This is a genomic window from Scytonema millei VB511283 (assembly GCF_000817735.3).
GTDB lineage: Bacteria > Cyanobacteriota > Cyanobacteriia > Cyanobacteriales > Chroococcidiopsidaceae > Chroococcidiopsis > Chroococcidiopsis millei_B.
The window spans coordinates 1,603,212-1,616,188 of record NZ_JTJC03000001.1; the positions used below are offsets into that span (position 1 = coordinate 1,603,212).

Sequence of the window (12,977 nt, forward strand, 5' to 3'; positions counted from 1 at the left end):
CGGCGTATGCGATTACCTGATGGTCCGAGTGGTCCGCCTTGGCTGCGGAGATTGAGATTTATTAATTGGATCTTACGCCCGTTTGAGGTGATGGAAGCACGGGCGAAGAAGTATGGCGATATTTTTGCGATCGCCAAAAATGCCTCGCCGTCGATGGTATATTTAAGCAATCCAGCGGCGATCGAACAAGTTTTAGGTGCAAATCCAGAGTTTTTTGATACTAATAGCGGTAATGATATTTTACTACCGTTATTAGGAGCTAATTCGCTGATTTTACTCGGCGGGATGAAACATCAGCGTCAGCGTAAGTTATTAATGCCACCCTTTCACGGCGATCGCTTGCGGACTTACGGACAAACTATTTGGGATATTACGGCACAAGTTACCAGTCAGTGGCAAGTAGGGCAATCGATAACCGTTCGTGCTGCGACACAAGAAATCTCGATGCGCGTCATCCTCAGCGCTGTTTTTGGTTTGGATGGTGGAGAACGTTACGATCGCCTGCGAAAACTGCTAACCTCCCTGTTAGAAACCGTCAGTTCCCCTGTAAGTTCGATGGTGCTATTCTTTCCATCCCTACAAAAAGATTGGGGTAAGTGGAGTCCTTGGGGACAGTTTTTGCAAAGGAAACAGCAAATCGACGATCTGTTAGTTGCAGAAATTCAACAAAGACGTGTAGAGATGTTACAGGCAACGTCTTTACAGCGCGATGATATTCTTTCCTTACTGCTAGCCGCGCGAGATGAAACGGGTCAACCCATGACCGACGAGGAATTGCGCGACGAACTGCTAACTTTATTATTTGCCGGACACGAAACAACTGCTTCAGCACTTGCCTGGGCATTATATTGGCTCGATCGCCTGCCGGAAGTCAAAGAAAAGTTACAAGCGGAAATAGACTCCTTGGGAACTAATCCCGATCTGAGTGCGATCGCTAAATTACCTTACTTGAATGCTGTTTGTTGCGAAACCCTCCGCATTTACCCAATCGCGATCAGTCCCTTCCCGCGTATTCTGAAAGTTCCAATGGAAATTGGCGGCTATCAGTTGGAGTCAGGTGCGATCGTGGTGATTTCTATTTATCTCACCCACCAGCGCGAGGATCTGTATCCTTATCCCAAACAATTCATTCCAGAACGCTTTTTAGAACGACAATTTTCTCCTTACGAGTATTTACCCTTTGGTGGTAGCAATCGCCGCTGTATCGGTGCAGCTTTTGCCTTATTTGAAATGAAATTAGTATTAGCAAATATCCTGTCGAATTACGATCTCAAATTAGCTAGTAATCGTCCTGTCAAACCAACTCGTCGCGGTTTAACAGTAGCTCCGCCAGCCAATATGAAAATGGTCGTCCAGCAAAAGTCAAACGTGAAAAGTCAAAATTCAAAAGTATTGCTGACGAGCGATCGCTAAGCTACCAAGATGACAGTCAAAAACTTAAATAATGCATTAACTGGGCAATAATTTGACCTGGAAGGGACAATCGTTTTTGAAAATCAACTAAATTTCGATAAGCACCAGCCATCTGACGATTTTCTACAACTGCTTGCGCTAATGCCAGATCCATAGTGGGAATTTGGATTAAATCTTCTACTGTCGCTGTATTAGGATTGAGGCGAAGAAGAGGAGAAGTCTCTGCATCGTAGTAACAGAATTTGAGGATTGGTGTCAAGGGTGCGAGGCGTTGTACGGGAACGCTCAAAGCAGCGGCAATATCTTCAATACAATAAAACTGTACCCCAGCATGGCTGAGTTGAACGAGCGATCGCGCTTGATGTATGGAAAGTCCCGGTAGCCTCAACCAGTCATCTACCGTTGCTTGGTTGACATCAATCTGAATTCCTAAAGACACCGCCACAGCAATTTCTTCTAACGATTGCAAGCGATAGTAAGGATCGTTCAGCAATCGATTGCGGATCGTTTGAATTTGCAGCCAGCTTAACATTGGGGAGTCGGTTATCAGTTATCAGTTGTCAGTTATCAGTTATCAGTTACTTCCGACTTCCGAGGTCCGACTTCCGATTTATTTCAAATACTATCTAACAACTGGCGACGTTTTTGCTCGAATTCGTATTCCGAGATTAACCCCTCTTGGCGGAGATTGTCTAATTCTCTCATGGCATCTGCGATCGCGCTGACTCGGTCTGGTATGACTGTAGTTGAGGGACGCTTCGATAAAATGGAAAAATTGGCAAGATTAGTCACGTTCGTTCCAGACATGCCTAATTCACCGAATTCAGAATTAAAGTTGAGGTCAAACTCCTCACTGTCTTGTACTAAATACCAAAACCCTTCAATGGCACTAGCTACGCGGGGTATAGGTGTCCATGAGAGCAATAGATACAGCAATCCCCACAAAGGCTGTCCTAAATAAAACTTGTGCAATCCAGCAATTGGCATCGGCAACACCGTACAGGCAAAAGCCAGAGTAGCAGCAACTTTACGATTTTTTTGTTGGCTGACGATGCTCATGAGGACAACTCCAGAGGAAAAGAGGGGATTAAAAGTATTTTGTCAAGGCAGCGATCGCTTTTTTAACTACCTTACCTTCTACCTTCTATATTATTCATTCCCTTATCAGTAGAGAGTGACTAGTAACTAGTGGCTGGCGACTAGAAAAGATTCTAGCTACTAGCCACTCACCACCAGCCACTCACAAATGACCAATGACTGCTGTATTAAATTGTCGTCTAAACTAGAATGATATTAGACGTATCTATAAAAACTCTGAGTGCCTCACTCAAATAATTACAAGTGCTATGGGATTTTTTGATTCTGATATAGTTCAACAGGAAGCCAAACAGCTGTTTGAGGATTATCAAGCGCTGATCAAGCTGGGGAACAGCTACGGCAAATTTGACCGCGAAGGAAAAAAGCTATACATCGATCAAATGGAAGCCATGATGGAGCGCTATCGGATTTTTATGAAGCGCTTTGAACTTTCAGAAGATTTCATGGCACAAATGACGGTAGAACAACTTAAGACTCAGCTCAATCAGTTTGGGATCACGCCGCAGCAAATGTTCGAGCAAATGCATAATACTTTGGAGCGGATGAAAGCAGAGCTAGAGAATCAGTCCTAACTAGGGGTAAGTCGTAAGTCAGAAACCTTTTGCCTTTCTCGCTGACAACTGACAACTGATAACTGATAACTGATAACTGGTCGCTGTTCTAGCCCCTTTGTGGTAGTTTTAAGCACGAGGATGAAATGGAGTTAGACGTGCAACCAAAAGTAATTATTCACGGTGGTGCAGGCAGTTCGTTACACGGTAAAGGAGGAGTGGAAGCAGTCAGGCGATCGCTCTACCCGGTTATTGAAGAGGTTTATGCTTTATTGCTAGAAGGAAAGAGTGCTTGCGAGGCAGTGGTACGCGGTTGTCAGATGCTAGAAGACGATCCCTTGTTTAATGCTGGAACAGGATCGGTGTTGCAATCGGACGGACAAATTCGCATGAGTGCGGCGCTGATGGATGGCATTGCTCAAAGATTTAGCGGTACGATCAATGTCTCGCGAGTCCAGCATCCAATCGAACTAGCATTGTATTTACAAAGCTCCCCCGATCGCGTGTTGTCAGACTTTGGGGCAGCAGAACTATTGCGAGAACTGCAACTGCCTAGCTACGATCCGATTACAGAGCGCCGTCTCAATGAATGGCTGCAAGAAAGGCAGGAAAATTTCACAAAGACGATGGCGGCGGTAGTGGCAGAAGTCGGGGTAGGAGATGATGCAGATACCACAGTTGTCGATACGAGTGCTAGACGGGGGACAATCGGCGTAGTGGTGCTAGATAGCCAAGGAAAGCTAGCATCTGGTACGTCTACAGGTGGTAAGGGGTTTGAACGCATCGGACGTGTCAGCGATTCTGCCATGCCTGCGGGAAATTATGCTACAGCACACGCCGCCGTAAGCTGTACGGGAATTGGCGAAGACATTATCGATGAGTGTTTGGCAGCGCGGATCGTCGTCCGCGTCACGGATGGTATGTCTTTGATAGATGCGATGCAACGCACGTTTACTGAAGCCAGCGATCGCCAGCGAGATTTAGGGGCGATCGCCCTTGATGCTTCTGGTGCGATCGCTTGGGGAAAAACCAGCGATGTGATTTTAGCTGCTTTCCACGATGGCAACAAGATTGCTGACACTTTAGAGTTGCCCGTGGGGACGCAGGTTGGTTGTATTTGAGGGAGCAGGGAGCAGGGAGCAGGGAGCGCAAGGTTGCTGAGGAAGCTGAGGGAGCAAGACAATTCACGCATTCACGCATTAATTCCGAATTCCGAATTCCGAATTCTCTCCACTACACCCCACACCCTATTTACTACTAGTCACCAGCCACTAGTCACCGATCGCTCCCTCGATTCAGCCTCCAGCCAGGTTTGACGACCTGACGCGATCTGGCAATAACCAAACAATCGTCGGGTACGTCTTCGGTAATAGTCGAGCCTGCGGCAATGTTGACATCCTGTCCGATCTCGATTGGAGCGACGAGGACGCTATCAGCACCTGTTTTGCTGCGATCGCCAATTTTAGTCGGATGCTTTTTTACGCCATCGTAGTTAGCTGTAATTGTACCGCAACCGATATTAACTTTTTCTCCAATGGTGGCATCACCTAGATATGATAAATGGGCGGCTTTGGTTTCTGCCCCTAATTTCGTATTTTTCAATTCCACAAAATTACCAATCCGACAACCCGCACCAACTTCAACCTGACCTCGTAGGTGAGCGTAGGGACCGATTTGAGTTTCAGCACCGACGATACTGTTGCTGACGACAGAATACATCGCCGTGACGTTTTCGCCAATTTGACTATTTTCTATGAGACTACCTGGTCCAATCCGACAGCCAGAGGCGATCGCGGTTTGACCCCGGAGGTGGGTTTGTGGCTCAATGACAACATCTGGTTGAATCTTTACCGTGTCGTCAATTGTGACACTAGCTGGATCGATTAGAGTGACTCCTGCTGACATCCAATAGGACTTGATGCGTCTTTGTAAAATCTCGTAGGCAGTTGCTAATTGTTCGCGATCGTTGACTCCCAAAATTTCTTGTTCGTCTTCGATATCAACTGCCATCGCGGGTTGGAGTAAATTTACAGCGTCTGTCAAATAGTATTCTTTTTGGTCGTTGTTTGCTTGTAGTTGCGGTAATACCTTCGCTAAATCTTGCCAGCGAAAACAGTATACCCCAGCGTTAACGCGACGATTTTGCTTTTGAGCTGCGCTACAATCGCGATCTTCAATAATTTGTTGGACGATGTTTTGACCGTTACAAAATACCCGTCCGTAACCTTGAGGATCGGAGAGTTGAGCTGTGAGAATGGTAGCAGCATGTTGGTGCTGTTTGTGGGTCTGAATCAACCGCTCTAGAGTTTGGGGTCGTAACAGGGGAACGTCGCCATTCAACACCAATAAATCCCCTTCAAAGCCTTCTAAATGTGGCAGGACTTGCTGAATTGCGTGACCCGTACCTAACTGCTCGGTTTGTTCGACAAACTCCAACTTTGGCAAGGAATCAGAGACTAGCGAGCGGTTGGGATCTAAAAGAGCTGTCTTCACTTGCTCGGCTTGATATCCCACAATTACCAAAACTCGCTTGGGAGAGATTTCTAGACTACCCTGGATCGCTCGTTCGATCAGCGATCGCCCTCCGATTTGATGTAAAACTTTGGGCAACGTCGATTTCATTCGCGTACCGCGCCCAGCTGCCAAAATTGCTACCGCTACCATATGTTTAGACTTGGCTATCTGCTATTCGCCTATTCAAGGATAAAGGAATCAGTGACTTGTGACTAGTTGTCAGTTATCAGTTATCAGTTAACCGTCTACCAACTACCAATTACCAACTACCAATGACTTGACATTGACATTGATGTCAAGGTTTAGGGTGAGAGGGTGTATGTGCAGTTGCTATGACTTACTTCGCGATTACCCGTCTCCAAACCTTATCGAAAACTTTATTTCGAGTTTTCAGTCGAGAACATCTAGATGCGATCGCCGCTTTTGTTTGTGCTGTATTGGTACTTTTGGGGTGGATAGCGCTCCAAATAGGTTGGCTTGGGCTGGGATTATTGTTACTACCAGCAGCATACGTTATCGGCGGGTATGAGAGCGCGAAGGAAGGGCTGACAACTCTGTGGCAAGAAAAAGAGTTGGATGTGGACTTGTTGATGATTGTCGCTGCTTTGGGGGCGGCGGGATTAGGTGTGTGGCGGCGGGAATATTACTTAATTGTCGATGGGGCAGTTCTAATTTTAATTTTTGCTATCAGTGGGGCGCTGGAAGGCTATGCAATGCAGCGCACGGAACGAGATATTCGCAGTTTGATGAGTCTAAGTAGCGATACAGCTAGGGTACTCGATCGCGGACAGGAAAAGTTGGTTGATGTCGATCGGTTACAAGTTGGCGATCGCATTTTAGTTAAACCTGGAGAACTCATTCCCACCGATGGCATCATTCAAGAAGGTTACAGCACCCTCAACGAAGCAGCAATTACGGGGGAGTCTTTACCAGTAGAAAAGACTGTAGGGCATGAAGTTTTTGCGGGGACTTTAAATGGTAACGGCGCTTTAATTCTGCAAGTGCATCAGCCGCCGGAAAGCAGCCTAATTCAGCGCATCATTCAATTAGTCAAGCAAGCCCAAACAGAAGCACCTCCTTCACAAATGTTTATCGAACGCTTTGAGCGCGGCTATGCCAAAGTTATCGTTCTTGCTGGGATTTTATTGGCAATTTTACCCCCCTTTATTTGGGGTTGGAATTGGGAAACAACAATTTATCGCGCCTTAATTTTTCTCGTTGTTGCCTCTCCTTGCGCTTTAATGGCAGCAATTATGCCGACATTGCTATCGGGAATTGCCAACGGTGCCAGACAGGGAATTTTATTTAAAAGTGGGGCGCAGTTAGAAATGATGGGAAAAGTGCGGGCGATCGGATTTGATAAAACTGGAACTCTCACCACAGGTAAATTAGCAGTTACGGAAGTTATCCCTACCACCGGGCATTCAGTGGATGAAGTTTTACAAATTGCTGCTGCTCTAGAAGCCTATTCCGAACATCCTATCGGACAAGCGATCGTCACCGCTGCCCAACAAAAACAAATCGAGATCGTCCCTGCTGTTGGCGTATATTCTCACCCAGGACAAGGAATTATTGGAGAAGTTTATCAACAGCAAGTCCTAGTAGGGAAATTTGATTTTTTAATTCAAAATTCAAAATTCAAAATTCAAAATTTGGAGTTAACGAATAACTCCCCTGTACGGGCGAGTTTAGCAAATAGCTTGACAATTCAAGCCTACGATTTTTGGTCAAAACCCGCCCCTACAACTCCCGACTCCCGACTCCCGACTCCCAACTCCTTAGTACGGGCGCACAGCAGTGCGCCCCTACCGACTCCCGAACTATCCCAACACCTCGAAACCGAAGGTAAAACCGTCATCTGGGTAGCACGAGAAAGTGAAATCATCGGAATTGTGGCTGTAGCCGACACCCTACGTCCCAAAGCTGCTGAAGTCATCAAGCACCTGAAGCAATTAGGAATTGAAGAAACAATCGTCCTCACGGGAGATAATCAGCGTACAGCCGATCGCATTGCTCGAGCTGTTGGGATCGATCGCGTTTATGCTGAATTATTACCCGAAGATAAAGTTAAAGTCATTCGTCAGCTTCAGGGTCAATATCAAACTGTAGCTATGGTAGGAGATGGCATCAACGACGCACCAGCCTTAGCTCAAGCATCGGTAGGTATTGCTATGGGTGTGACTGGTAGCGATGTTGCTTTAGAAACCGCCGATCTCGTTTTGATGGCAGATCGTTTAGAAAAATTAGTAGTAGCAATTCATTTAGGTCGTCGATCGCAAAGAATCATCAAACAAAATATTACCTTTGCTCTCAGCTTTATCGTGTTACTACTCATTGCTAATTTTACTGGCAACATGAATATGCCAATTGGCGTAATTGGTCATGAAGGATCGACTGTCATTGTGACTTTGAGTGGTTTAAGATTGTTAAGAAATTGGTGGTTTGTAATGAGTAATTGGTAGTTATTGGTTGACAGTAGACGCTGCACTACACTGCGTGAAGACAGTTTTTGCTCCCCCAGCTTCCCCAGTTCCCCCAGCTCTCTTTTCCCCCCCTGCTCCCTGCTCCCTCCTCCCTGCTCCCTAATAAAGATTTCTAAATTAACGATATAACTAAAATCCAAATAGAAAAGATTAAACATGCAATAATTAATCTGGGCTCAGAGAACATGATTAACCCGATTAAACCCAGACATCCTAAAATAGCTCCGTAGACAAGACCCATTTCAAACAGATGTTTATCTTCATCTTCGCTGTTTCTGGTCATGGCTAAGCTATTAGTAGAAATATTGAGTTGTAGAGATATCGAGTTGTAGACGCGATCGCGCCTGACTTTTATAAATTAATTAATTCAAATACTTTATTTATACTACGTATTTGCTACTGAGTCTAGTTAGTTTGTCAAGCTCATCACATATATTATTGACTACTTAACCTTAATAGATAACATCCGCTCTAACATTACAACTTTTTGCAAACGGGCAAATGCTTTATTTCTCTGCTGCTGACGACGATAGTGTAGGCGTAACTTTTTAGTAACGAGTATTGAAACGAGCATCAATATTGGTAATACTACGATTGCCGATGGAATCAGCAAATCGTTGTGGCTGGTTTGCGTGTCTGCGTTAGATTTGCTACAAGTCTCCTGCCAAGTTTTAGTATTTGCCCAAGCTTTAGGCGTTTGGCAGATATTAGCGGCGTATAAATTATCCACTTTTTATTCTCCTGGGTAGTAACTCCATATATATCTACTCACCCAAGACAGCTGAATTCGGATTATTGGCTAAACAACCATCTTCCATGTAAACAATGCGATCGGCGATATCGAGAATGCGGTTATCGTGGGTGACAAGCAGGATGGTACAACCCTGTTCCTTTGCCAAACGCTGCATAATCTCTACCACGTCGCGTCCAGATTTCTTGTCAAGTGCGGCTGTCGGTTCGTCTGCTAGGACAATTTTAGGATGACTCACTAACGCACGGGCGATCGCCACTCGTTGTTTTTGCCCTCCTGAGAGGTTTTCTGGATAATAATCGACTCGATGTCCCAAGCCAACGCTTTCTAGCATGGCTGTGGCTTTAGCGTTTAAATCTTCAGCAAGATAGCGATCGTGTAATTCTAAAGACATTCTTACGTTTTGTTTTGCAGTCAGAAATGACATCAGATTGTGTGCTTGAAAGATATATCCAATTTGGCAGCGTAACCGAGTTAATAGTTGTTTGTTTGCCCCGCGAATTTCCTGTCCGAGGATTTTTAAACTACCTTCTTGAGCCGATCGCAACCCTCCCATCAGGCTTAATAAAGTTGTCTTACCAGAGCCAGAAGGTCCAGTCATAATAATAATTTCCCCAGACACAATTTCTAAGTTGATATTAAATAAAACTTGTTTTTTTAGTTCGCCTTGTCCGAAGTAGTGGTTGAGATTTTGGATGGAGATGACTGGTAGTTGGTAGTTGGTAGTTGGTAGTTGGTAGTTGTTCATGGGAAGAATAGGAGATAGGAAGTACAAGGAATTTTTAATGGCTAGACCGGAGTTTGAAAGTTTGGATGTGTATAAGTTAGCGGAGCGATTAGCAAATCAAGTTTGGCAGATTGTTAAGCAATGGGATAGTTTTACTAAAGACACAATGGGAAAACAGATTGTTCGAGCCGCAGATAGTATCTGTGTCAACATTGCAGAGGGACGCGGTCGCCATAACTTCAAAGACAATCAGCGATTCATAAAAATAGCCAGAGGATCTTTATATGAACCTATTAGTTGGTTGCGCTTAGCTTATACTCGAAAACTAATTACTTACTGCTGAGCAATCAGCTACAATTAAACCAATAATTGATGAATTATCGCCCAGATTAACAGCTTATTTAAACTCATTAGACAACAGGTAATAGAATCAGCTACCAACTACCAACTACCAACTACCAACTACTAATTAAAACACATCAGCAGGATCGGCAGAACGTAATTTTTGCATTGCGATCGCTCCAGATAAACTACACATAATAAACGTAATTGCTAACACAAAGATTGCTCGTTCCACTTTCATTCCAATTGGCATTAAAATAGCTGCTGCTGCAATTTGATATAGTCCTAAAGAAATTAGAAAGCCTGGAATATATCCCAAAATTGCTAATATCAGTGATTCCTGAATCAAAACGCCTAATAAATAGCGATCGCTATATCCCATTGCCTTAAGCGTGGCGTATTCGGGTAAGTGATTGGCAACATCGGTGTAAAGAATTTGGTACACAATGACAATGCCTACAATAATTCCTACAACCACACCAAGCCCAAAAATAAATCCAATTGCACCCTGGCTTTCCCAGTAATATTTTTCTACTTCAGCAAACTCTTTTGGTGTCATGACTCTAACATCATTCGGTAGATTTGCTGTTAATTGTGCTTTGACGCTTTCTGAATTTGTCCCTGGCTTGAGTTGAATTAATCCAATTTCAATTTGATTGGATTTGCGTTCGGGTAGTAGTTTGAGAAAAGTTGAATCACTAACGATCGCATTACCATCAGCCGCAAAAGATGCACCAATTCTAAATAAGCCAATCGTGCGAATATTTTGTCGATTTAACTGGACTTCTACACTACCTTGCTTTTCTACTGTCTCTGCGATCGCACCATATTCGGGACGAGAAGCGCGATCGAATAAAGCAGTATTTAAAAGTTGTAATCGTTTTGCATTTTGTTGAATTTCTGGTACGGCAAAGCTAGGTGCATTTGGCTCGATTCCCCAAATTAAAATTGTTCTGTCAATTCGCGTTGCAGGATTTTTCCATTCACCTCTGCCAATATAAATCGAACTAACAGAAGACACGCCATTGTATGCTAATGTTTGATATAATCTTTCTCTTGAAAAGCTTTGTAGCGTAGACAGCGATTCAAATTGCCGATTAATCATTACTAAATCTGCTTGTAGCAAACTTTGTGTCTGTGTTGCACTGTCGTAAAGAGAGTCATTGAATCCCAGTTGGATAAAAATCAGCATATCAGCAAAACCAATTCCCGCGATCGCCACTAGCAACCGCGTCTTTTCTTTCATTAATTGATGCCATGCGAGGGGAATTTTTTTCAGCCATTTCATAATGGTAATGGGTAATGGGTAATTGATGGCGTACATCCATTACTTGTAGGGGCGGGTTTATCGATATACTTAGTTCAAAACAGATTCTTTTGGTAAACCCGCCCTTACCTTCGGCGTAGTCAATTAAATTCGTTTCGATAATTTATTGTGGATTCTGAATGAGATATCTTTGTCGCATGAGAAGAAATAAGGGTAAACCTGTAGAAACACCAATTAAACTACTAGCAAAATAAACCCATAAATATTTCATTCTCAATCGCGAACCTTCCCATAAAATAAATGCCCATAAAACTAATTCCGCCACAATGACATCCCAACCAAATAAAGCTGAAATCTTATTAGTAAATAACTGCTCTACAAAGATTTGAAGGTTGAATCCTTGCTCGAATAGAAAAGGTAAAATCTCAGAGAAGGCTAAAGCAGTGCCTAATATAAAAAGTGTTAAATACAAAACTTGCACCATCTCAATTTCTCCTTTTCAGTTGTCAGTCGTCAGTCATCAGGCGAGAGGCGAGAGATAGATTTTGACTTTTAACTTTTGACTTTTCCTCAGCTTTTTATACCGAACATCCGTTATGCTGTGAAACAAACAAAAACTACAGTTGAATTGCCGTTTCTACCTGTAAATTCGTCAACCCAGCTACCTGTTGACTAGCTTCTGGACTCAGGCGAATCTTGACTTCTACTATGCGCCGATCTAGATTTTCTCCAGGCTGGTTACTAAACACATTTTGCCGATCTACCTGCAAACCGATTTGGGAAACCTTACCGCGCAGCTGTCCTGAAATTGCTTGACTAGTAATAATAGCTGGCTGTCCCAACTTAACTTTACCAATATCAGTTTGATAAACTTCGGCGACAGCAACCATTTGAGCCGTTTGTCCCATTTCTACAATGCCTGAATCACTAATTTTTTCTCCTTCTCGCGTGCGAATCTTGAGAATTTGCCCAGATATAGGAGCGCGAATATAAGCTTCTTGTAGCTGCGTTTCGGCTATTTTCGCAGCAGCGATCGCAGTATCCACTTCTGTTTGGGCTGCATTCACGTCTACCGGACGCACCTCGGCAATCTGATTCAAGGTAGCTTTGGCTTCTTGTAGTTGAGCCTGTAAAGTTTCCACCGTCCGGTTTTTCCCCGAAAGTGCTTCCTTTAATTGTGCTTGAGCGGTTTCTAGGGTTAATCGCCTGCTATCTATGTTCGATGCAGAGATCGCACCTTGACGATATAATTGTAAAAAACGATTATACTCTGCTAGGGCGTTGCTGACTTCTGCTTGATAGCGAGTAATAGTGGCATTTTGAGTTGACGTTTCTCCAGCAATTTCTGCTTGTATCCGGGCAATAGTTGCTTCTTGAGCCTTAATTTCTCCTGTTTTTGCCCCTGCTCTCACCTGTGCTAACTTAGCTTGGGCAACTCTGACTTGTTCGCGTGCTTGTGCCAAAGCATTTTGCAAGCGATCGCGAGAATCTAAAATCGCAATCGTTTGTCCTGCTTTGACGCGATCGCCTTCTTTAACTAATAATTGGTCTACGCGATCGCCATCCAATGCAGATGGAGCAAATAAGCGAATTGCTTCTGTTTCTGGTTCCAGTCGTCCCAAAGCTGTAACTTGCGTCACTGGAGGAGTTGTCGCCACAGGAGGAGAAGGCTGAGAAGATTGAGAAACGACATAAAAGCCAGTTGCACCTGTAATAGCAGTTGCCGTAAGAATTAAACCAGTCAACCAGCGGTTTGAAGGTTTTAAAATGTCATTAGTCATTGGTAGTTGGTAGTTGGTAGTTGGTGGTGTTTGATGCGTGGTGCGTGATA

14 protein-coding genes are annotated in these 12,977 nt (G+C 44.0%); 6 read left to right on the forward strand and 8 right to left on the reverse strand.

All coding sequences use genetic code 11. The features are described 5' to 3' along the window. The first annotated feature begins 6 nt into the window (after positions 1 to 6). Entirely contained in the window at positions 7 to 1,413 is a 1,407-nt protein-coding gene (locus QH73_RS07145) for a cytochrome P450 (RefSeq protein WP_039715766.1), read from the forward strand. A 16-nt stretch (positions 1,414 to 1,429) separates the two neighbouring features. Here the strand turns inward: QH73_RS07145 and QH73_RS07150 are convergent, their stop codons facing one another. Together QH73_RS07150 and QH73_RS07155 are read right to left on the reverse strand one after the other, a co-directional pair. After that, positions 1,430 to 1,945 carry a ComEA family DNA-binding protein gene (locus tag QH73_RS07150; protein WP_039715767.1) on the reverse strand — a complete coding sequence of 172 codons (516 nt, stop codon included), beginning with the start codon at positions 1,943 to 1,945 and terminating at the stop codon, positions 1,430 to 1,432. Positions 1,946 to 2,028: 83 nt separating this feature from the next. Continuing rightward, on the reverse strand, positions 2,029 to 2,472 hold the full coding sequence (locus QH73_RS07155; RefSeq protein WP_201277969.1) for an NINE protein: 444 nt from the start codon (positions 2,470 to 2,472) through the stop codon (positions 2,029 to 2,031). A 287-nt stretch (positions 2,473 to 2,759) separates the two neighbouring features. Between QH73_RS07155 and QH73_RS07160 the strand changes: the two genes are divergently transcribed. The 3 genes from QH73_RS07160 to QH73_RS07170 all read left to right on the forward strand — a co-directional run bounded on the left by QH73_RS07160 (position 2,760) and on the right by QH73_RS07170 (position 4,323). Continuing rightward, positions 2,760 to 3,083, forward strand: coding sequence for a DUF1825 family protein (locus QH73_RS07160; protein ID WP_039715768.1), 324 nt, complete (start codon positions 2,760 to 2,762; stop codon positions 3,081 to 3,083). 125 nt (positions 3,084 to 3,208) lie between these two features. Continuing rightward, positions 3,209 to 4,183, forward strand: coding sequence for an isoaspartyl peptidase/L-asparaginase (locus tag QH73_RS07165; protein ID WP_039715769.1), 975 nt, complete (start codon positions 3,209 to 3,211; stop codon positions 4,181 to 4,183). Further along, positions 4,180 to 4,323, forward strand: a complete 144-nt coding sequence (locus QH73_RS07170) for a hypothetical protein (protein WP_165587630.1) — start codon at positions 4,180 to 4,182, stop codon at positions 4,321 to 4,323. The genes QH73_RS07165 and QH73_RS07170 overlap by 4 nt, the downstream gene beginning before the upstream one ends. A 14-nt stretch (positions 4,324 to 4,337) precedes the next feature. Here QH73_RS07170 and glmU read toward each other — a convergent pair whose 3' ends face one another. Continuing rightward, the gene (gene glmU, locus QH73_RS07175) at positions 4,338 to 5,726 is read right to left on the reverse strand and encodes a bifunctional UDP-N-acetylglucosamine diphosphorylase/glucosamine-1-phosphate N-acetyltransferase GlmU (protein ID WP_039715770.1); all 1,389 of its coding nucleotides are present in this window, start codon (positions 5,724 to 5,726) and stop codon (positions 4,338 to 4,340) included. A gap of 182 nt (positions 5,727 to 5,908) precedes the next feature. Here glmU and QH73_RS07180 point away from each other — a divergent pair, with 182 nt between their 5' ends. Continuing rightward, positions 5,909 to 8,038 (forward strand): heavy metal translocating P-type ATPase, encoded by a 2,130-nt coding sequence (locus QH73_RS07180; protein WP_039715771.1) that lies wholly within the window; start codon positions 5,909 to 5,911, stop codon positions 8,036 to 8,038. Positions 8,039 to 8,501: 463 nt separating this feature from the next. Here QH73_RS07180 and QH73_RS07185 read toward each other — a convergent pair whose 3' ends face one another. Together QH73_RS07185 and QH73_RS07190 are read right to left on the reverse strand one after the other, a co-directional pair. Beyond that, on the reverse strand, positions 8,502 to 8,789 hold the full coding sequence (locus QH73_RS07185) for a hypothetical protein (RefSeq protein ID WP_132866724.1): 288 nt from the start codon (positions 8,787 to 8,789) through the stop codon (positions 8,502 to 8,504). A gap of 34 nt (positions 8,790 to 8,823) precedes the next feature. Next, complete coding sequence (locus QH73_RS07190; protein WP_039715772.1) at positions 8,824 to 9,558, reverse strand: DevA family ABC transporter ATP-binding protein; 735 nt, start codon at positions 9,556 to 9,558, stop codon at positions 8,824 to 8,826. A gap of 37 nt (positions 9,559 to 9,595) precedes the next feature. Here QH73_RS07190 and QH73_RS07195 point away from each other — a divergent pair, with 37 nt between their 5' ends. Then, positions 9,596 to 9,880 (forward strand): four helix bundle protein, encoded by a 285-nt coding sequence (locus tag QH73_RS07195; protein WP_236146895.1) that lies wholly within the window; start codon positions 9,596 to 9,598, stop codon positions 9,878 to 9,880. 126 nt (positions 9,881 to 10,006) lie between these two features. On the opposite strand, the gene devC is transcribed toward QH73_RS07195, so the two are convergent. The 3 genes from devC to QH73_RS07210 form a co-directional block, all read right to left on the reverse strand. Continuing rightward, positions 10,007 to 11,203: an ABC transporter permease DevC gene (gene devC, locus QH73_RS07200; protein ID WP_236146896.1), complete on the reverse strand. Its 1,197-nt coding sequence runs from the start codon at positions 11,201 to 11,203 to the stop codon at positions 10,007 to 10,009. Positions 11,204 to 11,309: 106 nt separating this feature from the next. Further along, positions 11,310 to 11,630 carry a DUF2834 domain-containing protein gene (locus QH73_RS07205; protein ID WP_039715773.1) on the reverse strand — a complete coding sequence of 107 codons (321 nt, stop codon included), beginning with the start codon at positions 11,628 to 11,630 and terminating at the stop codon, positions 11,310 to 11,312. Positions 11,631 to 11,763: 133 nt separating this feature from the next. Then, positions 11,764 to 12,927, reverse strand: coding sequence for an ABC exporter membrane fusion protein (locus QH73_RS07210; RefSeq protein WP_039715774.1), 1,164 nt, complete (start codon positions 12,925 to 12,927; stop codon positions 11,764 to 11,766). Positions 12,928 to 12,977 lie beyond the last annotated feature (50 nt).